An 18,401-nucleotide genomic window follows, 5' to 3' on the forward strand; every position below is an offset into this window, starting at 1 on the left:
ACGCAGGCATTCTGCCGTACGTGCCCGTTTGTCATGAGAGGGGCTCGTCGCCGAGGAGGCGGCGCTGGATCGCGTCCTCGTTGGCGTCGAGCCAGGCCGCGGCACGCCTGATCCGCCCGCCCGCGCCGCCGTCCCACATGCGCGCCCAGCCGCCGCCGAGCGTCCTGGCCCGGTCCCGCATGAGCGCGTAGGAGCGGCCGAACCGCATCCTGGCCGTCTCCACCAGCATGAGCCGGTCCCGCGGCGGCAGGCCGTACGCGTCGCAGAACGCCCGCACACGGGCCGCCGCGTCCAGGAACCGCTGCACCGGGTCGCGGTCCAGCGGATCGGCCAGCGGCGCCCAGTGCCGCAGCGTGGTGACCACGTCGAACAGCCGCGTCGTCGGCCTGGCCATGTCGAAGTCGATCAGCGCGTACGGCAGGAGCTCATGCGTCGTCTTCCGGAAGACGACGTTGGCCGGGGTGACGTCGCAGTGGCCCACGAGCTCGGCGGGGCCCTCCGGCGCCGAGCCGTCCTCCCAGACGGCGCCGGGCGGCGGGCGGAACGAGGCCGCCGCGTCGTGGAAGCGCCGCAGCAGCCGGGCCAGAGTGATCAGCGCCTCGTCGCTCACCGCGTACGCCGGCAGGGGATGCGCGGGCACCACACCCTCGACGTACGTGAGGATCGCCCTGCCCCGTTCGTCGGTGCCGAGAACGCGCGGCGCCCGGTCGAACCCGGCGGACTCCAGGTGGCGCAGCAGCGCGTGGACCGACGGCGACGTGGAACGCATCGGCCGCCGCACCGTCGCCCCCACCCGCACGACCCCCTCGGAGACGTCTCCGATGAGCGGGATCTCGCGTACGGACATGGCGCTGGATTTTAGCCCCGCAGGCGATCACATTTCCGCCGGAAAGCACGAAGAACAGGAAAACGTCTCGCCATGCGGACGATCATCCACGGGGCGAGAAGGCATGACGGCCACCGGCATCGAAGGGACGGGGTCGCGGCCTTCGAGGATGGCCTGCGCGGGCACGTGGAACCCCTCCTGGCCTTCCTGCGCCGAATCGGGCCATCCCCCAGAGGGGGCACGGGCGCGTGTCCGAGTGGCATCGACGCAGGCCGGGCGGCCCCGGCGACCAGGCCCACAGGCCCACAGGCGGCATGCGCCGGCCCATGTCCGGGAAACCGGGTGTGTACCCGGTCCCCGGATCATGCAGAATTAGGCACGAGCGCCCTTAGCTCAGCTGGATAGAGCATCGGACTTCTAATCCGACGGTCGGGGGTTCGAATCCCTCAGGGCGCGCTCCCCCATCCAGCCCAGATGCCCTCTGAGCTGGCCTTTCACATGATCGGGCCGTCACGGAGGATGCAGCCGGACGCCACCAGATGCAGCCCCAGGCGGCCACTCCCGGAATATATCCGGAATGATCTTGGCCACGTTTCCGCAGGTCGCCAGGCGGATTCCGCCGCTCTCCGGAACGATCCCGGGGCCCAGGCACGCCGAAGGGCCCGGCGGGGAACCGGGCCCTGAGTAAGGTGTGATCATGGGCGTCGACGCCGTGCTGATGCGGGTGGAACAACCAGGGTCCAGCCCCAAGAGCAGGAGGCTTACGCCCGCTGCCACGGCGTTGGATCACAATGATTCGTTCGTTCGCCTCGTCGATCAGATCCGTGGGCGCAGCATGAATCCGATGCTGGAGAGAATCGACCCGTACGGGAGCGTGATCCTGACATCGGCTGAGATGCCGCAGTTCATCGAAGAGCTTGCTCGGCTTCGAGCCTTCGCCGTGACAGCCGAAGACGTCCGGGTGATCCGCAAGTTCGAGGACCTTGCCCGACAGTGCGCAGCGAATCCCGCGCTGGAGCTTCACCTGGATGGCGACTGACAGGGTCACCCGACGAGCGCGCTCTCTATGCGCCGATTGGCGACGTCGCGTTGGCCGTCGATGCACTTGGCGTAGACCCTGAGCATCACGTCTATGCCATGGCCGGCCCGCTCTGCGGCTTCCGGCGCATGGACTCCCGCGTTCAGCCACAGCGAGACGGCCGCGTGGCGCAGGTCGTACGGCCGGGCAGCGAGAGGAGAGGCGACCTGCTCGGCGTGAAGGCGTAGCTCCGTGCCTCCTTCCAGACCTTCGAGTAGGCCGAGCCGGAGATGAGACCACCCGTCCTCGTACGGAAGAGCCGTCCGTCGTCACCGACGCCGTGCCGCTCGATGTGCTCGCGGAGGATGGCGACCAGTTCGGGCGGGATCGGTACCTGCCGCGTGTCCTTCTCGCTGCGGTGCTTGAGCCCGCGATCGTCGTGGGTCTTGCCCGAGTCGGTGAAGCGCTTGTTGCTCTGCGGCTTGGTCTTCTCCAGGGTGAGCAGGCCCCAGCCGGATTCGGGAAGATGACAGTCCTTCTCACGCAGCCCGGCCGCCTCAGCCGGACGCAGGCCGCCGAAGTACATGCAGGCGAACATGGCCGCCAACATTGGCCCCCGCGTCCGGCCGCAGTAGGTCACGGCCGTCAACAGCTCGCGCGCCTGGGCGGGATTCACCACCGCGCGCCGATCGATCTCATCCGTCGACTTGGGACGGCGTAGCTTCACCCGGTCGAGCGGATTTGCCGAAAGCTCTTCCAGCTCTACGGCGTAGTCCAGGGCGTGATGGAACACGGCCCGCTTGCGCCGGTAGGTCGAGGCTGCCGCTGCGGAGCCGTCGAGGAGGAGCGCGAGAGCCTCCAGGGCCGCCCGTGCATGCTTCGCGTCCTCCAAGGCAGTGAGAGGCAACGAAGCCGCTTCCAGCCAGCGCAGCGCGCCCGCGATCTCAGGCGTAGGAGCCGGACGACGGCCAGCCGGCACGAGCGCGAACTCTCGGAGAGCGCGCCGTAGGGCCTCGTCATCGGGTCGGCCCGGCCGGTCGCTGGTGAGCACGGGCGTGACGTTGGAGAGCGCGTCTGTCATGCCCTCCCGACTCTTGGCCGCCGAGTGAGGCCAGCGGGTCTCGACGTAGGCGACGGCGAAGGCGAACCACGTGCGAGCGTTCTTCGCCTTCACCATGGATTCAGGGAGCCCGGTCTCAAGGTCGAAGGCTTCGCCGCGCTTGGCGGCCTGCCGCAGGTCCGACAGGTAGCTCTCGGCCAGGCCCTTCGTTCGGAACGTCGAGGACTTCTCGCGGGTGTCCACTGTCCACCGCACGGTGTGCGAGACGACCCGCTTCGGCTTCCCTGGCCCCTGGGAAGTCTTGTTCGCGCGGATCTCCCAGAACTTCACGTTGTAGGTCGGGTTCACGCCGCCTCCCGGAGGCTTTCCAACCAGGCGGCGAACTCGCTGCGGTAAATGCGAATCTCGCCGTTGGGGAGCTTGAAGCCCTGGGGTGCCTTGCCGATCTCGCGCCAGCGGTAGAAGGTGCGGACGGACACGCCGAGTTCGTCGAGGATCTCGGGGACCGTCATCAGCTTGTCGTCCTTTCTCATGCCGCCCTCCCTTCAGTTGCCGAAAGAACTTGTCCCTCTGCCTCGGCCTGGAGCCGGTCAAGGGCGGCGCTGCGCGCCGCCTCGCGGCCCTACGCCCGCTCGGCGGCCGGGCATGCGGCCTGGCGGCCGGTCCCGGCCGCCGGCAGCTCGGGCCGCCCGCCTTACTCTCCTCCGCCCACCAATAAGCCCGCTGACATCGGCAACACACACCGCCAGACCCCCGGTTCCACCCGCTATCGCTGACACGTGCCCCCTGGCTAGGCCAGCGCTACAAGCTGTAGGCGCTATGTTCGGAGGGTGGTCGGTAAAGAGGGTTCCCGGCTGGGTACGGAAGCCGCGCGTCGCCTGGCTCAGCTGGGCTGCTGTGAAATTGAGGAAGGACTTTCCGAGGCGGGGTTTGCTCGCATCGAGCACGAGTACGGATTCGAGTTCGCCGACGACCACCACGCTTTCCTGGCAGCAGGGTTACCCGTGCGTCAGCCTTGGGAAGAGGGCCAGACGTGGGAGAACCCCTGGCCCGACTGGCGCAACGGTGACCCTGAGGCGCTGCGCAAACATGTCGAGTGGCCAGTCAACTATCTCCTGTGGGACGTCGAGCGTGGCCACTGGCGATCGAGTTGGGGCGAGCGGCCGAACGACCCTCTTGCGGCTGTCGAAATAGCCCGGGTGCGATTGGCGGATGTTCCCAGAATGGTCCCGGTCTATGCGCATCGGTTCCTGCCGGCCGGACGTGGAACCTTCGGACATCCGGTCCTATCCATGCGGGGCACGGACATCATTTACTACGGGACCAACCTGCTCGACTACATTAACCAGGAGTTCCAGGACCCGCGCCCCGAACGCACCGAGACATGGCAGCCGCATGCAACGGTCTCGTTTTGGCGGGACTATCTGTAAGGGCATCTCAACAGGCGGTGCGCCGAACGGCATGCTCGCGGTCCGCGGTGACGCCGGATCATCTGCTTTCGATACCTGGTGACCACCGTCCTCCTCGCTGCTCAAGTGTCCCGGCCGTGCCCGCCGAGTCAAGGGCGCCTGCGGCGTCGCTTCGCGATCAGCTTCGCTCACCCTTGACACGGCGGTCCCGTCCCGGGGGTCGGCAGCTACGAGGAGGACGAGAGAAGAGCAGGGGCCGGGCCGCGCGCATAGCAAGGCGCACGAAATTAAGACATAAGTCGTTGATATGCCGCCTTTGGTGGCAGTGCCTTCGATGGCACGTCGCGCTTACTTCGGAACAATGAATACAGAGATTGGAATCGCTGTCGATCTGCGGAATAGTCGCGAACAAGTAAACCTTTGTCGCGCCACTTTTTGAAGGTTGACTGAAAAAGGTGCTGATTCATCTCCTGGACGAGGCTTCGGCATATCATGGCAGCTTCATGAACCCTGGCTAGGTCAATGTCCAGAATTAAGCGGCGACCGGCATTGGCGACGCCGAGTGCTGCCGCATTTCCGGTGCCAATGCTCCCATGGGCATGGACCGCAGCATGTCTAAGATGGCACAACACATCGAACTTCCGAAGAGCAGTATGTAAAGCTCCATTGTTCGGAAGGTCGATATCGGTCAGTTTCTTGACCACCTTTTTGATCTCCGGCCCGCCCGCCAAACTGGTCCCATCGAATAGTCCGTAAGCGACCTCATTGGCATCGTAATAGTGGACGCTGGCGAAGGGGATGACTTGAGCACCGGCATGGGCTTTGCACAGTGGGCATATATTAAGAAGACCCACGAGTAACGATCGAAGGTAGGCTTCTGTCGCTCCAACATGACCGAGCAACAGTAGTCGGCCGAGTACCGAATGGTCTGCTAGGAGGTTTGGTTTTCCTACTAGCGTGATTGATTCAGCTGCATCATAGTAATCATCAATAGGTGCCTGGCGACTTTCCGTATGCGGCTGACAAGCGGAGGCGATGTCTAATAATACGCTTGGACTCGAGTCGCATACGCGAACCTCCGGTGAGTTAGACACTCACGTACTCCTCGGCGGCAGAATATATTTTTTTAGCCCAGACAGGTCCGATATAGGGTCCTCGCAACAGTTCCTTGAATTCGACGTCAAGCAGAACGTCTTGAATGGAGCTAAGGCTTGTCTTCGCCAGTGCTTTCTTCTTCTTCTCTGGAATTGGCAGGTCGCTAAGAGGGCGCTGAAGAATCTCATGGTAAATTGACTTATCAGTCAGCGGCTTTCCGCACTTCATGCAGAATTGGGCATCTTCACTTACGCGGGCCGCACCACAATTGCTGCATGGGGTAAGGTTCAATGTGCATCGCGACCGGTAGTCATCGCCGAGGAAGGTCTCGGGTTTACCCCGCACTAGGGTAGATGGCGGACGTCTGATCAACGCACTTACGATCTCACGTGTTGATGGGCTTCGCCCTAGGGAGAGCGCATTGGCGTTGATGATGAACGAAGAATGCATCTCGTAGCGCTCGAACACCCCGGCGCTCCCTCGAGACTGGGAGTCGAGCGTCCGAATTATTCCCGCGTATGCCATGAGGTCTACAACATGCTGGAACTCTTTCGTAAGTGGGCGCTTTACTCCTATGGTCACTGTCTTCTGGCCCACACCCTTACTTGCATTGAAGCGAGATAGATTCTTCAGAAACGAATCTTCGAGACGTCGACCTTCCGTGATCAAGTTTGAGTACCTGGGTATTTTTTCCCCAGTGCTTTCGAATACGGTGCGGACGATCGACACATTTCTCTCAATGGCTAGATCTGCACGTCGCCTTGTAGGAGGCTTATGTGCTCCCTCGTCTTCATCGTAGTCGAGCACTTCTTGAATCATCGTAAGGAAGCTACGCGGCATGCCGAATGAGGCCAGAGCTAGGTAGTGCAGTAGTTCAACGCGGTCGCCGTGGAATTCCTCGTGCATCTCGGACGGAAGTCGCCGACTCAACACCGCTTGCATTGTTTCCAAGAAAGCTGGATCGTCCGCCCGGTACCAAGCCTCAAGTACCTCTGCATCGTGGCCGACATGCATGTTTGCGGAGTAGTTAGTAACTCCTGGATATACGGCCGCCTTCGGAGCGATCGTTCGTGTGCGGAGTTGCCGAAAGATCTCGAAGAACTCACGCTGCTGTTGTGCAGAGAAGGCGTGCGCTGCATCGTCAAACAGCAATACTGCTCTCTTGCGTCCAGCCGATGCCACATAAGCATTAATGTGTGAAATTAACTGAGTGGGAGACACTCGTTGGAATTCGTTGGGAACGATTCCAACTTCGAGGCTTTCTATAAACTCCCGTGACGCCGCTAGGCGGTCGGTTGACTCTCCTGGAGTTGTTCTTCCTGTCGATGCCTCTGTTTCGTGAAGGCCGAGGATCACCTTTGCAAGAACCCACTGTCTAAAAAGCTCTGTGGCATCAGGGCGAGCCTTAAAGATCGGCTCAAGCGCAAGATGTTTAGCGTAGTTGACGTAGACAGGAAAAACGTCACCGCTATCCAGGAGCTGATAGTAAGCGAGAAGCATTAGCGTAGATTTACCGGAACCGCGAGGTCCAATCAGTAGTTTGGCGCCAGTAGCCTTCAGTTTAGCTACTACTTTGGTTTCGCGCTCTGAGAGGGCGGTCCAGGATTCCAGCTCGCCGCGGGTAAGGTGCTCAGCCCGCGCCTCAAAGATGCTGCCAGACCGCTCATCCTCTGACATCTTGTCTCCCTGGTCTAGACGTCTGGCGACGAAAGAAACCTTACCAATGACACTGCGTCCTGCCATATGTATGGAGTGAGAGAGTCAGTGACAGCCGTGCGTCTCCCTCCCGCCGCTGGGTCAGGTTGATGGGCTGCGGATGAGCGGTCACGACTGTGTAGAGACACCGGCGGGCCTGGCTGGACCAGGTGCACAGCGATGAGCGAGGGCCGGCCAACTGCTGAGTTACCTGGGGGCGAGGGCGAAACGGGACAGTGGCTGACATAGACGGTCGTGTACTTCGCGCGACTCCTCGTTGAAGCGCGCTCGCTCGCACGTCTGGTGAGGAGTCGCCGAGGAGCGCCTCTTGCCCTTGATGGATCCACGGTCGGGTGGCTATCACAGAGATAAGGAAAGATTATGCATACTCTTGCCGCAGCAGGTCGAGGGCATGATCGCCGTGCCATTAAGGGCGGTCAAGAGGGGGAACTCACGGCCACTCACGGGCTGCCTGTCGCCCAGGTCGCGGCCGTACGCCCTAATGGTCAGCCCGGTCTGCAAGCAGGATGTCAGCAATCGCACCCCGAGTCGGCCCTTAGACACGTGCGGCAAGATCCGGAACATGCTCGGAATAGCCTTGCTCCAGGCGAGAGAGACTGAGCGATCACCTGCAGGTCAGCGCATCCTTTGGCCGAGAAACGGCGATCCACTTCTAATCCGACGGTCGGGGGTTCGAATCCCTCAGGGCGCGCTCCGCTCATCAGCCCATCCCCCGCTTGACCTGGGCATTCTCACCCCGGCGTTTCGGCGCCTCGTGGAATGGTTCGAGGCCCGTACGGCGAAGGACCCCGAGAGATCTCCCGGGGTCCTGTCGATCGCTTAAGGTCCTTCATACGGCGAGCGCGTCCAAGATCTTGCGGTTGGCCATCTCGCGTTGCCCCTCGATGCACTTGGCGTAGACAGGCCGATCCGGAGGTAGGCGGGCTTTTGGATCTGTCGCGGCCGGTGGCGGTGCTGCTGGTGGCCGTGATGCACTTCATCCCTGAGGATCAGGACCCTTACGGGGTGGTCGGGGCGCTGGTGGAAGCGATGGCGCCGGGGTCGTATCTGGTGGTCACGCATGTGAAGGCGCGGCCGGAGTACGCGGCGGCGGCTCGGCCGTATGAGCGGGCGAACGCGCCGGTGGTGCCGCGTTCGGCGGGTTAGGTCCGCTGGTTCTTCGAGGGTCTGGAGTTGGTTGAGCCGGGTCGGGTGAACCTGCGGCGGTGGCGGCCGGATGAGCGGGTGCTGACCTCGGACCCTGATGTCCCGTTCCTGGGCGGGATCGGGGTCAAGCGGTGAGCGGGACGTCTCCGGTCGAAGTGCTCGCTGAGCGGCTACAGGGTGAACTGGTCATCTCGGGATCACAAGCGGTGTCCGCGAGTACCAGGGGGTGGCCTTGGTGTCGATGGGGTCGGCCGCTGACGGATGGGTCGATGTGTGGGTGGAGTTCGGGCCGCAGGGCTGGCGCTACCACTGGTGGATCGGCGGTGGGATTACACACGGTAGGAATCCGTTGGGTGTGGGAGTGTGCGCCGGGCTGGATGTGGAGTACCAGCCGCGCGGTCCGGTCGTGCACGCAAGAAAACGATGAGGTCACCGTGGCCATCGGTTCGAGTCGCCTCCGGCCGCCGGGCGTGACGACGTCCGCCCGGCGGCCGGTGGCGCCTTCCGAGTCAGTTCGCCAGGACCCGCTGATGGATGTCGGTGACCGTCTTGCGGGCGGACTCCAGCGCACCCGCCTGCCAAGCGATCATGTAGCTGAGCCAGTCACCCGCGAAGTGGACGTGGCCGGCCGGTCTGTTGAGCAGTTGGTAGCCGCCGAGGCGGGACGGCCAGCTGACCCAGGCGCCCTCGATGTTCGGCTGGAGCTTCCAGGAGACCGAGGCGGAGCTCACCAGCTCGTCGCGGTACTTCGCGCCGTGGATCTTCATGCCCTGCTCGATCGCGCGCTTCTCCCTCTGCGGGTGGGTGAGCGCGGCGTAGGCGTCCGCGTTGGCGCCGTTGTTGTAGTAGCCGACGACGAGCCCGCGCCGCCCACCGTACCCGTAGGAGGGATACCAGAGGACGGATAGGTCAAGGTCGGTGTTGGTGATGCCGCCGTAGATGTTCTCGTCGGTCTCCCACCAGCGCCGGCGGTACTCCAGGCCGATCTTGCCGGATGACGTGACGACCGGCGTGGACAGCGCGGCCTGCACGTCGGGCCCGAGGTTGTGCGGCGTCCTCGCCAGGATGTGCGGCGGCATCGCGGCCACGCAGAGATCGGCCTTGATCGTGCGCGTCCTGCCGTGACTGTCCTGGTATTCGACCTCGACCCCGTCCGCCAGGTCGGTGATCTTCGTGACCTTCGAGCGCAGCAAGATCTTGTTCTTGCCGACGGCTTCGGCGAACGCCTTGGGGATGGCGTCCATGCCGCCGACCGGCTGGAACATCAGCATCGCCTGGTCATAGCCGAACTCGAAGGAGAACCGCTGGCCGACGCCGCTGGCGAGCACCTCCGACAGGGACGGCACCGGGCCCAGTTCCGTGCCCGGCTGCTCGCCCGCGCCCGGGTCGGTGCTGTATCCCCGGCGTTCGCCGCCCGTGTAGGTGAAACCGCTCGCCTTGGTGCCGATCGAGCCGAACCCGCGCAGGAAGGTCAGGAGGCGCTCCTTGTCGTCCGCGGTCAGCTTGCCGTCCAGCGCGCCGGCGTCGGTGGCGGTCGACAGCAGCTCGGAGATGTAGCCGTACACGTCGGCCTTCGCCGTGCGCCAGCGGACCGGCGCGGTCATTCCGGCGGCCTCGTTGAAGATGTACGCCTGGGCGTTGGAGTTGGTGAAGACCTCCAGATCGACGCCGAGCTCGCGGCAGTAGTCGACGGTGACCATCCACTGGGCGAGCCGGGCCGGCCCGGCGTTGAGGTAGAGACCGTCGGAGAACCGAGCGATCTGGGTGGAGCCGTCGATCTCAGTGATCCTGTCGCCGCCCCTGATCGTCCAGTTGCGGCCGCCGACCCGGTCGAGGGCCTCGATGACGGTGCAGTCGTAGCCCGCCTTGCCAAGCTCGTACGCCGTGGCCAGGCCGGCAATCCCGGCGCCGAGCACGACAACCTTCTTGGCGCCTCTGCCGGTGAGTGTGAAGTCGGACGGCTGCGGGGGGACGAATGAAGCACCGGTCGCCGCCTCCGCGGTGGGTGCGAGACCGAGCGCGCCCATCGTCGCCAGGAGTGCTCCAGCGCCTCCAGTGGCACCCACTGCGGTCAGGAATCCGCGCCTGCTGTAGCTCACAGCCACCTCCATGATCTGTGGAGGTCAGTGTCAGCACGATCTGTTGCCGTAGATCAACGATCACGTTTCGGCAGGATTTCTCAGGATTTCCTCAGGAATGGCGGCGCTCTGGGCGTGCCTCCTGGGCTCCGCCCGGGTCGACATCGGAAGGGATGCGCGGGCTCCGACCCCAGCCAATTCCGGCCCGCGCTCTCCAGCTCGCGGGCATCCCGGAGCCGGAGCGCGCCTCCGCCGGAGGCGTCCAGTGGAGCAACACGGGTCGTCGGCCACGTCCCCGCATCGATCCCCCCACGCCCCTGTCTCGGTGGGTAGCCGTCTGATCATCTGACCTCCCCCGGCTTGGCGGTCGTGGAGCCCCCTCACGTCCACCGTCCCCACACCCAGTGCACAGCGAGGGACCGGCCAGCCAGGGGCAGGTGATCCATAGGGGCGGGGGAGATCCTCCACGACCTTGGGCATCCCAGACCTTCCCTGTGCCGCTGGCCGGGGAAGGGAGCGAATTGAGGCGCGGTGTCGAGCCCTTGCGAGCCGCCAGAGCTGACAACTGATGATGTCTTGGCCATCTGCGAGACCGTCGTCGGGCTCCGTGAGGCCGTTGCCGCAGTGATGGCACGCGAGCCTGAGCATCCCCTCGGCTTCGTCGACAAGGGCCGGCTGACCCACGCTGGACTGAACGCAGCGGCCGACGAGTCCTTTCCCGTCCCCACTCACCAACAGACGGCGATCCCATTCCGTACGATTCACCTGTTGGGTGCACCTGATTGCATTCCCAAGCGAATATCCGAGGCTGAGGACCTGGGAGGGCACCCAACGAGTCGATAGCGTTCTCTAGTCATCCCTGTTGACGTCGGATCCCACGGGATACCCCTCAACAGCTCAGCGGCGGCCGGACGCGCAGATGACGCAGGTCTTGGTAGCCGGGAGGGCCATCAGGCGCTCGATGCCGATGCGTTGCCCGCATTTCTCGCAGATCCCGTAGCTCCCCTCGCGTAGCCGCTCGAAGGCGAGGTCCAGATCGGCGAGGTGTGTCAGGGCCTGTTCGAGGAGGGCCTGGACGTGGGCCCGCTCGAAGGCGGTGGACGTTCCCTCGGGGTCATGCTCGTCGTCGGAGGCCGTCAGCGCCGACGATTCGACGATCTCGTCCCGGTCACGGCCCAGCATGGCGACGCGGGCCGTGGTCATCTGACGGTCGGCGTCGAGCAGTTCTCGCATGGTCGCCTGCTCCGAGGGGGAAAGCGCGGCGTCCCGATGGTCTTCGGTCATCACGGTTCCTCACCTTCCCAACCAGGTTATTCGCAGCCCTTTCGGCCGGCTCGGGCGGCCGGTCACGAAGCACTTATCCAAGGGAGGGGAGCGTTTTCAGGTGGCCTTCGCCGGGGCCAGGGCTCCGGTGTTCTCTCGTTTTGTCTGGTTTGATTACGCGAGGCCAAGAGTCGCGGGGCCAAGAGTGAGGAGGCAGGGGGTGGAGTCTTGGGCATGGCGGCGCTTGGCTTGGGCGATGATGTTGGTGACGTCGCGGATGTGGTGTAGGGCCTCGATGTGCCAGTGGGCGCGGATCCACGCGGCCAGTTCCTCGGGTCGGGCCTGGTGCGCGGCCAGGCTGGGCGCAGAGCCCATGATGATCAGCGATCATTAGGTTGGCGATGGCGCCACCTGAAGTATCGGCCGACGTATTAGATATCTGCTGCACGCCGAGCCGAGCCGTGCGAGATACGGCGCCTGCGGCATTCAGGAGCTTCGTGTTAGGCACCATGTGCAGCTCCGGAGCGAGATACCTGTAATGCGACTCGTTAGGTGGAGGTGGGTCCTCAGGCGAGTCGGCGGACTAAAAGGAGTTCACTCACAACTCAAACGGAAGCCAGAAGGACAATTGCGCCAAGTCGCTACCGGCCCCCAACGCCAGCGACGGCGGCTCCGAGCGCGTGACCGCGTCCGGCACGGACGCGGTCGAGGAACTGGAGTGCACTCTCCAGGGTTCTTCAGCGGGCGCCGGCGCGCATCCTCCGCCCTGGTGAATTCGACGCCACGCTTTCGACGAACGGGGCTAGCAGACGGGGCACCGCGGCCTCCGCCAGCTCCAGGCCCTGGTCCACGGACACATCCCGGACCTTGTAGACGCCGTCCCCCGCCGCGGTGGTGGCTCCGAGAGTGAGCAGCCCGGTGCGGCGCTGGAACGGCGATCGGGTGACCATCCAGCCGATGATCCCGTCCCGCCGGAGAACGACGGTCCGCCGGGCGAACGTCCCGTACGCCATGGCGAGATGGTGGCCACGCAGTCCGTGGCCGAGGGTGCGGTGGGCGTCGCAGGCGAAGACCGTCAGGATCGGCGCCAGCAGCACGCCGGTGATCCAGCCGGCGGTGACGAACGCCTGGCCGAGCCACAGCCCGAGACCGGCGAGGGCGGCGGCGACGAGGACCGCCGCGATCAGCGCCCGGTTGATCCGCCTGCGCAGCGCGGCGCGGGGGTGCGGCGTCAGACCCGCCCTGTTGAGCAGCCACTCTTCCGTGAGTACCTGGCCGGCGACCCGGAGGGCTTCTGCGCGGGGGACCGGCGGGGTCAGGGCGCGGCGGTTGCGGTTTTCGTCCCGGTCGCCCAGGCCACTGGTGACGGCGTTGAGCTTGGCGCCCCCGGCCCAGCGCAGCGGGATCGGCTCGACCAACTCGACGCCGCGCAGTCGGCTCTCCTCCATGCTCACGGACCGGGTGGCCAGCAGGCCGCGGCGCACCCGCAGGACGCCTCCTTCCGCGCGCCGCAGCTCGTACCCGCTCCAGTTCTCGATGAAGGTGAGCGTCGAGCAGGCCGCGCCGAGGGCGATGAGGGCGAGCGTGGCCAGCAGGAGGCCGTACCAGAGCGGGACCGAGCCGAAACGGCGAACGAGGTCCTGGACGGCGCCGAGTTCGAGCGGGTCTATTTTCATCTCGTGCAGGGTGCGGTAGACGCTGCCCGCCGCGGCCAGGACGCCGCCGACCCCCCAGACGGTGAGCGGCGCGTACCGCAGCCAGGCACGATCCAGCTCGCAGATGAGGCCGGCGTCCTCGGTCACGTTCAGGGCGTGACCCGTCTCGCGCCACTGGAGGATCCGGCGGCGCAACTCGGCGGCGTCCGCCGCGGTCAAACCGTCCAGCTTGAGCCCCCCGCCGCCCTGCCCGCCGGTGTCGATCCTGAGCGTGGTGAGGCCGAGCAGGCGTTGCAGCGGGTTGGCGGTCACGTCGACGCTGCGCACGCGTGCCGGCGGGACAGCGTGGCGGCTGCGGAAGAGCAGGCCCGAGCTGAGCTCCAGCCGTTCTCCAGTGAGGTGGTAGCGGGTGGTCAGCAGCCGTGCCAGCCCGAACCCGCCGACGACCAGGCAGGTGAGGAACAACGAGCCGAGAGTGATGAGGACCTGCAGGTTCGTCTCACCGCCTGCGACGAGCAGGCTGAGCAGGAACAGGGCGAGCGGCGCGGCCGGGACGCCCAGGCTGACCACGATCAGCCGGCCGCTCAGCCGCCCGCGGTGCGGGGTGGCGGTGGAGGTCATGCGTTGTCCCCCGGTACGACGTGGGTGCGGCTGGTCAGGTACGCCACCAGTTCGTCGCCGATCTCGCGGTCGAGTCCGTTGATCCGGACCGCGGAGGAGGAGGCGGTGGTCACGCTGACGCCGGACAGTCCGAACAGCTGCTGCAACGGCCCGCGCAGCGTGTCCACGGTCTGCACTCGGGACAGCGGCACGACCCGCCACTGTTGCCAGAGCCATCCGGAGGCCGCGTAGACCGCCTCGCCAGTGACCTCCCATCGGTGCACCCGGTAGCGCCAGTACGGCATGACGGCCACGTAGAGCAGGCCGGGCACGAGGGAGATCAGGGTGAGCCACATGAACAGTTCACGGGTCGGGGGGATGCTCGCCCACAGGATCGCGAAGGTGAGCGGCAAGGGGAGGGCGAACACCGCGGCCTGCGCGCTCCACCAGCCGATCGACCGGCAGGCGACGCGGTTGCGGGGCGGCCGGAGCCTAAGATCGCTCATTGTCGTCGCCTTCCTTCAGCGGCTGACGGCGAGGTGCGGCTGGGCCGCCGCCTTGAGCTTGCGCATCTTGGTCACCAGCACGGCGGTGCGCGCCAGGACCATGGCCAGCGACATGAACACGAAGGCATTGGCGTAGGTGTCGGCCCCGCTGATCCGGTAGTCGATGGAGAAGCGGACCAGGCCCTCGGCGAACCAGTGCTCGGCCCCGTAGGCGAAGATCACCCGCCCGGCGGACACCACGATCCACACCAGCGCGTATCCGATGCCCCCGACGGTGTAAAGCTCACCGGATTCACGCCGGTGGGCGGGCAGCAGCGCGCCGGCGATCAGACCGCCGATCAGTCCGGTGCCGACTCCCACGAGTTGCAGCGACAGGTCGTTTCCCTGCGTCGGGAAGGAATGGACGAAAATGGCGATGATGACGGCCACGGCGATCACCGAGCGCGACATCCGCATGATGGTGATGCGGCGTTGTCCCAGGTCGGTGGCCAGGATGATGAGCAGAATGGTTCCGCTCGCGATGAGGGCGGCAAGGAACTGACTCATAGGGGACTGATTCTCCGAATCGCTGGATATCCGTGCCGATTGCACGTTTCGCGCTTCCCACGCTAGAAATCCGGCGTTCGCGCCGAGACGACCGAACGGCTGGTCCGGTTGTCAACCGATCGATGGACACGTGCGGGCGTGGTACGACTGATGACGTGCGAGTACGGCCTGAGGCGAACGGACGGCAGAGCGAGGAGGCCGAGCTGAGGATCGGCTGGTTCGGTCTGTGGGACGCCTTCTTCGCGGTCTCCTACCTGGTCACATCGGTGCTGCTGTTCATCTCGGCCGACTCCGGGCTCGGCCACTCCCTCGCGATCGGCGCGCTGACGCTCATCGTGCCTTGGTATGCCATGCTCGGCCGTCGCCCGATGATCGAAAAGACGTACGGGCCGCGCAACCTGGTGTTCGCGTTCGGGCTGGTGCTGCTGTTCTGCATCACCACGACGTTCGGCCTCATCGGCTCCTTCGCGTTGTTCGCCGTGTCTCCCATGCTGATCATGAGCCTGCCGATGACGTGGGCCGTCGGCCTGCTCGGGGTCGTCAACCTCTTTCCTCTGACGCTGGTCTGGGCCGACGGTGCGGATGTCTGGGGCGTGCTGGCGATCTCGCTGCTGAGCTTCGCGCTGTCGATCCTGCTCGGGTTGTGGATCAAGCGGGTGACCCAGCAGAGCAAGGAACGCGCCCAGCTCATTGAGGAGTTGCGGCGCAGCCGGGAGCGGGTGGCCAGGCTGTCGCACGAGGCCGGCATCTCGGCCGAACGCGAACGCCTGGCCCGGGAGATCCACGACACCCTGGCCCAGGGCCTGACCAGCATCATCAGCCTGATCCATGCCGCGGAGTCCAGAATGCGTGACGAGCCGGAACAGGCGGCCGGCCATCTGTCGCGGGCCGGGCAGGTGGCCAAGGACTCCCTTGCCGAGGCGCGGGACTTCGTCGCCGCTCGCACGCCGCCCACCTTGCGCGGAGGGTCGCTGGTGCAGGCCGTACGCAGGCACGCGGACGGCCTGGTCGCCGAGACCGGTCTCGACGTGCGCACCTCGGTGCACGGGCAGGAGGCGCCCTTGCCGATGCCCGTCAACGTCGTCCTGCTGCGCGCTGTGCAGGAGGCGATCGCCAACGTCCGCAAGCACGCCGGGCGGGCCCGCGGCGTGGACGTGGAGGTGACCTTCGAGCCGGACGCCGTGCGCCTGCTCATCCGGGACGACGGCGAGGGCTTCGACCCGGACGACGCCCAGGGCGGGTACGGCCTGCGCGGCATGCGGGCCCGGGTGGCGGAGATCGACGGAACGGTGACGATCGGCAGCCGGCCGGGCGCGGGCACGACTGTCGAGGTGCACATCCCCATGGAGGCGGCCCGTGGCTGATGGACAGCTGATCAAGGTCTTGCTGGCCGACGACCATCCGGTGGTCCGCGAGGGCCTCATCGCGATGCTGGAGTCCGCCGACGGCATCACTGTCATCGGCGAGGCCGGCTCAGGAGAAGAGGCGGTCGTCCAGGCGGACGTGCTGCGGCCGGACGTCATCCTGCTGGACCTGCGCATGGGCGGCATGGACGGTGTCGCCGCCACTCGGAACATACTGGGGCGGCTGCCGGGCAGCAAGGTCGTCATCCTCACCACGTACGAGGACGACACCGACATCCTCCGGGCGGTGGAGGCGGGCGCGGCCGGCTACCTGCTGAAGGGCAGCTCGCGGCAGGAGCTGATCGGCGCGGTTCAGGGCGCCGCCCGCGGGGAGACCGTGCTCACCCCATCGCTCGCGGGCAAGCTCTTCCGCGCCAGGACTCCCGTACAGCCGGCGCTGTCGGAGCGCGAGTGCGCGGCGCTGCGGCTGGTCGGCCAGGGCCTGACCAACGCCGAGATCGGCGACCAACTGTTCATCAGCGAGGCGACCGTCAAGACGTACCTGCTGCGTTGTTTCAGGAAGCTCGGCGTCTCGGACCGCACGGCGGCGGTGATGACGGCGCTGGAACGCGGCCTGCTGTCCTGACCCGATTCCGCAGAAGGCGATCCCGGGTGGGCGCTTGAGCACGCCAACCTGGTACGGCGGGGGACGTCAGGTGGTCGCGAGCATTCCCGTCCGTCGGCCAGCGGCACCCCGCCGACCAGATCGAGCTGCCACAGGTGCATCGGCGCTTCGCGCTGCCAGCGCCGGTAGGTGCGCTTGTGCTCCTGCGCACCATGTCGCATGACCGAACGCACAAGCTCTGCGTCGAAATTGGGGAACTTGTGGTCTCCCAAGCGCCCAAGCGCTGGCGAAATGCACGAATACTTCGACGCCAGCTCGGCACATTCAGCACCACCCTGACTGTCTACACGTTAGCCAGCGGTTCCGAGCAGGCGCAGGACGTGGACGGCCTGGATGAGCTGTTTCATCAGCTCAAGCGAGCCGAATACAAGCCTGAGGAGGGTACCTGGTTCAGATGCGAGCTTGAATACAGCCGCCGCAGGAGGGCGTACACGGCATCGATGCAGACCTTCGACAGGGAGTTCCCATTCGGGACGACTTCCAGATTCCCCAATGGGCCTACGCGGAGGAGCTCACCATGTTCCCACGCCACCCGAAGCACACGCCGCCCTGGATGACGCAGCAATGACCCAGCCGAAAAATGGCCCTCAATATCGACGCCGACGAGATCCGCCGCAATGCTCCAGCCCGAGTCGTCGAGCGTATCGCTCTTCACCCCATAGGTGTGCTCCCGTTCAGGAACCCCAAGGCCACGCGAAGCAGCGGATCCCCGTGTATGAATGAATCATGACCGCCCGATATGACGGCCAGGCCGAATGGTACGACGACTACATCGGGCCCAGCGCCGGCACCAACATCCCCTGGATCGTCGATCTTCTCGGACCTGGGAACGGTCTGTGCCTGGACATCGGTTGCGGTACCGGCCTTTACCTCCAGGCCATCCGCTCCACCGGCCGCACCGTCATCGGGTTGGACCGCTCGGCCGACCAGCTACGCCGAGCCCGCAACAGGGATCACGCCCCACTCCTGCACGCTGACGCCACGATGCTCCCGTTCGCCCCGGGCACCTTCGCCACGGTAACCGCGCTGTGGGTCTCCACCGACATGGACGACTTCGCCGGCCTGGTGAAGGAAGTCGCGCGGGTACTGCTGCCAGGTGGGACGCTGCTGTTCTACGGCGTGCACCCGTGCTTCAACGGCCCTCACATCGAGCCGCGCCCGGATGGAGCGATGATCATCCACCCCACATACCGCCTGAACGGGTGGCACAAACGGTCGCCATGGTGGCGCGAGGGCGGAGTCCGCGACCGGGTGGGCATGAGCCACGTGCCACTGCCCGACCTGATCAACGCGTTCATCGACGCGGGACTGAACATCGACCGGGTGACCGAGCCGCTCGAAAACTCCATTCCCTCAGTCCTGGCGGTCAGAGCCGTCCGGGCCTGAACGATCAGTCAGTCGCTGGCGCGGGTGGGGTCGTGCACCGCTTCCGGGACTCTGCGGTATGAGACCCGC

General features: G+C 65.6%; 15 protein-coding genes, 1 tRNA gene and 1 pseudogene. 7 read left to right on the plus strand and 10 right to left on the minus strand.

The window, feature by feature from the left end; all coding sequences use genetic code 11:
- Positions 1-31: 31 nt before the first annotated feature.
- On the minus strand, positions 32-847 hold the full coding sequence (locus BXA11_RS15145) for a phosphotransferase enzyme family protein (RefSeq protein WP_076435040.1): 816 nt from the start codon (positions 845-847) through the stop codon (positions 32-34).
- A gap of 361 nt (positions 848-1,208) precedes the next feature.
- Here BXA11_RS15145 and BXA11_RS15150 point away from each other — a divergent pair.
- Together BXA11_RS15150 and BXA11_RS15155 are read left to right on the plus strand one after the other, a co-directional pair.
- A tRNA-Arg gene (locus BXA11_RS15150) sits at positions 1,209-1,282 on the plus strand.
- A gap of 241 nt (positions 1,283-1,523) precedes the next feature.
- The gene (locus BXA11_RS15155) at positions 1,524-1,865 is read left to right on the plus strand and encodes a hypothetical protein (protein WP_143734282.1); all 342 of its coding nucleotides are present in this window, start codon (positions 1,524-1,526) and stop codon (positions 1,863-1,865) included.
- A 142-nt stretch (positions 1,866-2,007) separates the two neighbouring features.
- Here BXA11_RS15155 and BXA11_RS43655 read toward each other — a convergent pair whose 3' ends face one another.
- Together BXA11_RS43655 and BXA11_RS15165 are read right to left on the minus strand one after the other, a co-directional pair.
- On the minus strand, positions 2,008-3,252 hold the full coding sequence (locus BXA11_RS43655; protein WP_239105196.1) for a tyrosine-type recombinase/integrase: 1,245 nt from the start codon (positions 3,250-3,252) through the stop codon (positions 2,008-2,010).
- Positions 3,249-3,437 carry a helix-turn-helix transcriptional regulator gene (locus tag BXA11_RS15165; RefSeq protein WP_076435042.1) on the minus strand — a complete coding sequence of 63 codons (189 nt, stop codon included), beginning with the start codon at positions 3,435-3,437 and terminating at the stop codon, positions 3,249-3,251. The genes BXA11_RS43655 and BXA11_RS15165 overlap by 4 nt, the downstream gene beginning before the upstream one ends.
- Positions 3,438-3,734: 297 nt before the next feature.
- On the opposite strand from BXA11_RS15165, the gene BXA11_RS15170 reads away from it, so the two are divergent.
- A complete protein-coding gene (locus BXA11_RS15170) occupies positions 3,735-4,334 on the plus strand; it encodes a hypothetical protein (RefSeq protein ID WP_076435043.1) in 600 nt (199 codons plus the stop codon).
- 266 nt (positions 4,335-4,600) lie between these two features.
- Here BXA11_RS15170 and BXA11_RS42095 read toward each other — a convergent pair whose 3' ends face one another.
- Positions 4,601-5,407 (minus strand): hypothetical protein, encoded by an 807-nt coding sequence (locus tag BXA11_RS42095; RefSeq protein WP_143734283.1) that lies wholly within the window; start codon positions 5,405-5,407, stop codon positions 4,601-4,603.
- Entirely contained in the window at positions 5,400-7,085 is a 1,686-nt protein-coding gene (locus tag BXA11_RS42100; RefSeq protein ID WP_076435044.1) for a zinc-ribbon domain-containing protein, read from the minus strand. Before BXA11_RS42100 ends, BXA11_RS42095 begins: the two co-directional genes overlap by 8 nt.
- A gap of 798 nt (positions 7,086-7,883) precedes the next feature.
- Here BXA11_RS42100 and BXA11_RS44550 point away from each other — a divergent pair.
- Positions 7,884-8,405: pseudogene (locus BXA11_RS44550) on the plus strand (SAM-dependent methyltransferase).
- Positions 8,406-8,779: 374 nt separating this feature from the next.
- Here the strand turns inward: BXA11_RS44550 and BXA11_RS15195 are convergent.
- The 5 genes from BXA11_RS15195 to BXA11_RS15220 form a co-directional block, all read right to left on the minus strand.
- A complete protein-coding gene (locus BXA11_RS15195) occupies positions 8,780-10,369 on the minus strand; it encodes a flavin monoamine oxidase family protein (protein WP_239105197.1) in 1,590 nt (529 codons plus the stop codon).
- 876 nt (positions 10,370-11,245) lie between these two features.
- Positions 11,246-11,632: a TraR/DksA family transcriptional regulator gene (locus BXA11_RS15200; RefSeq protein WP_076435048.1), complete on the minus strand. Its 387-nt coding sequence runs from the start codon at positions 11,630-11,632 to the stop codon at positions 11,246-11,248.
- 716 nt (positions 11,633-12,348) lie between these two features.
- Entirely contained in the window at positions 12,349-13,887 is a 1,539-nt protein-coding gene (locus tag BXA11_RS15210; RefSeq protein ID WP_076435050.1) for a PH domain-containing protein, read from the minus strand.
- On the minus strand, positions 13,884-14,372 hold the full coding sequence (locus BXA11_RS15215) for a PH domain-containing protein (protein ID WP_076435051.1): 489 nt from the start codon (positions 14,370-14,372) through the stop codon (positions 13,884-13,886). The genes BXA11_RS15210 and BXA11_RS15215 overlap by 4 nt, the downstream gene beginning before the upstream one ends.
- 15 nt (positions 14,373-14,387) lie before the next feature.
- Positions 14,388-14,918 carry a hypothetical protein gene (locus BXA11_RS15220; RefSeq protein WP_076435052.1) on the minus strand — a complete coding sequence of 177 codons (531 nt, stop codon included), beginning with the start codon at positions 14,916-14,918 and terminating at the stop codon, positions 14,388-14,390.
- Between the two features lie 155 nt (positions 14,919-15,073).
- Between BXA11_RS15220 and BXA11_RS15225 the strand changes: the two genes are divergently transcribed.
- The 3 genes from BXA11_RS15225 to BXA11_RS15235 all read left to right on the plus strand — a co-directional run bounded on the left by BXA11_RS15225 (position 15,074) and on the right by BXA11_RS15235 (position 18,332).
- Positions 15,074-16,282, plus strand: coding sequence for a sensor histidine kinase (locus tag BXA11_RS15225; protein WP_204053918.1), 1,209 nt, complete (start codon positions 15,074-15,076; stop codon positions 16,280-16,282).
- 7 nt (positions 16,283-16,289) lie between these two features.
- The gene (locus tag BXA11_RS15230; protein ID WP_076435201.1) at positions 16,290-16,907 is read left to right on the plus strand and encodes a response regulator transcription factor; all 618 of its coding nucleotides are present in this window, start codon (positions 16,290-16,292) and stop codon (positions 16,905-16,907) included.
- A 765-nt stretch (positions 16,908-17,672) separates the two neighbouring features.
- Positions 17,673-18,332, plus strand: coding sequence for a class I SAM-dependent methyltransferase (locus tag BXA11_RS15235; protein ID WP_083744251.1), 660 nt, complete (start codon positions 17,673-17,675; stop codon positions 18,330-18,332).
- The last annotated feature ends 69 nt before the right edge of the window (positions 18,333-18,401 follow it).

This window comes from Microbispora rosea, assembly GCF_900156315.1.
GTDB lineage: Bacteria > Actinomycetota > Actinomycetes > Streptosporangiales > Streptosporangiaceae > Microbispora > Microbispora rosea.

Coding starts and splice junctions, on each gene's coding strand:
- BXA11_RS15145 (WP_076435040.1), bottom strand. CDS start 847: ATGTCCGTACGCGAGATCCCGCTCATCGGAGACGTCTCCGAGGGGGTC.
- BXA11_RS15155 (WP_143734282.1), top strand. CDS start 1,524: ATGGGCGTCGACGCCGTGCTGATGCGGGTGGAACAACCAGGGTCCAGC.
- BXA11_RS15165 (WP_076435042.1), bottom strand. CDS start 3,437: ATGAGAAAGGACGACAAGCTGATGACGGTCCCCGAGATCCTCGACGAA.
- BXA11_RS42100 (WP_076435044.1), bottom strand. CDS start 7,085: ATGTCAGAGGATGAGCGGTCTGGCAGCATCTTTGAGGCGCGGGCTGAG.
- BXA11_RS15200 (WP_076435048.1), bottom strand. CDS start 11,632: ATGACCGAAGACCATCGGGACGCCGCGCTTTCCCCCTCGGAGCAGGCG.
- BXA11_RS15210 (WP_076435050.1), bottom strand. CDS start 13,887: ATGACCTCCACCGCCACCCCGCACCGCGGGCGGCTGAGCGGCCGGCTG.
- BXA11_RS15215 (WP_076435051.1), bottom strand. CDS start 14,372: ATGAGCGATCTTAGGCTCCGGCCGCCCCGCAACCGCGTCGCCTGCCGG.
- BXA11_RS15220 (WP_076435052.1), bottom strand. CDS start 14,918: ATGAGTCAGTTCCTTGCCGCCCTCATCGCGAGCGGAACCATTCTGCTC.
- BXA11_RS15235 (WP_083744251.1), top strand. CDS start 17,673: ATGACCGCCCGATATGACGGCCAGGCCGAATGGTACGACGACTACATC.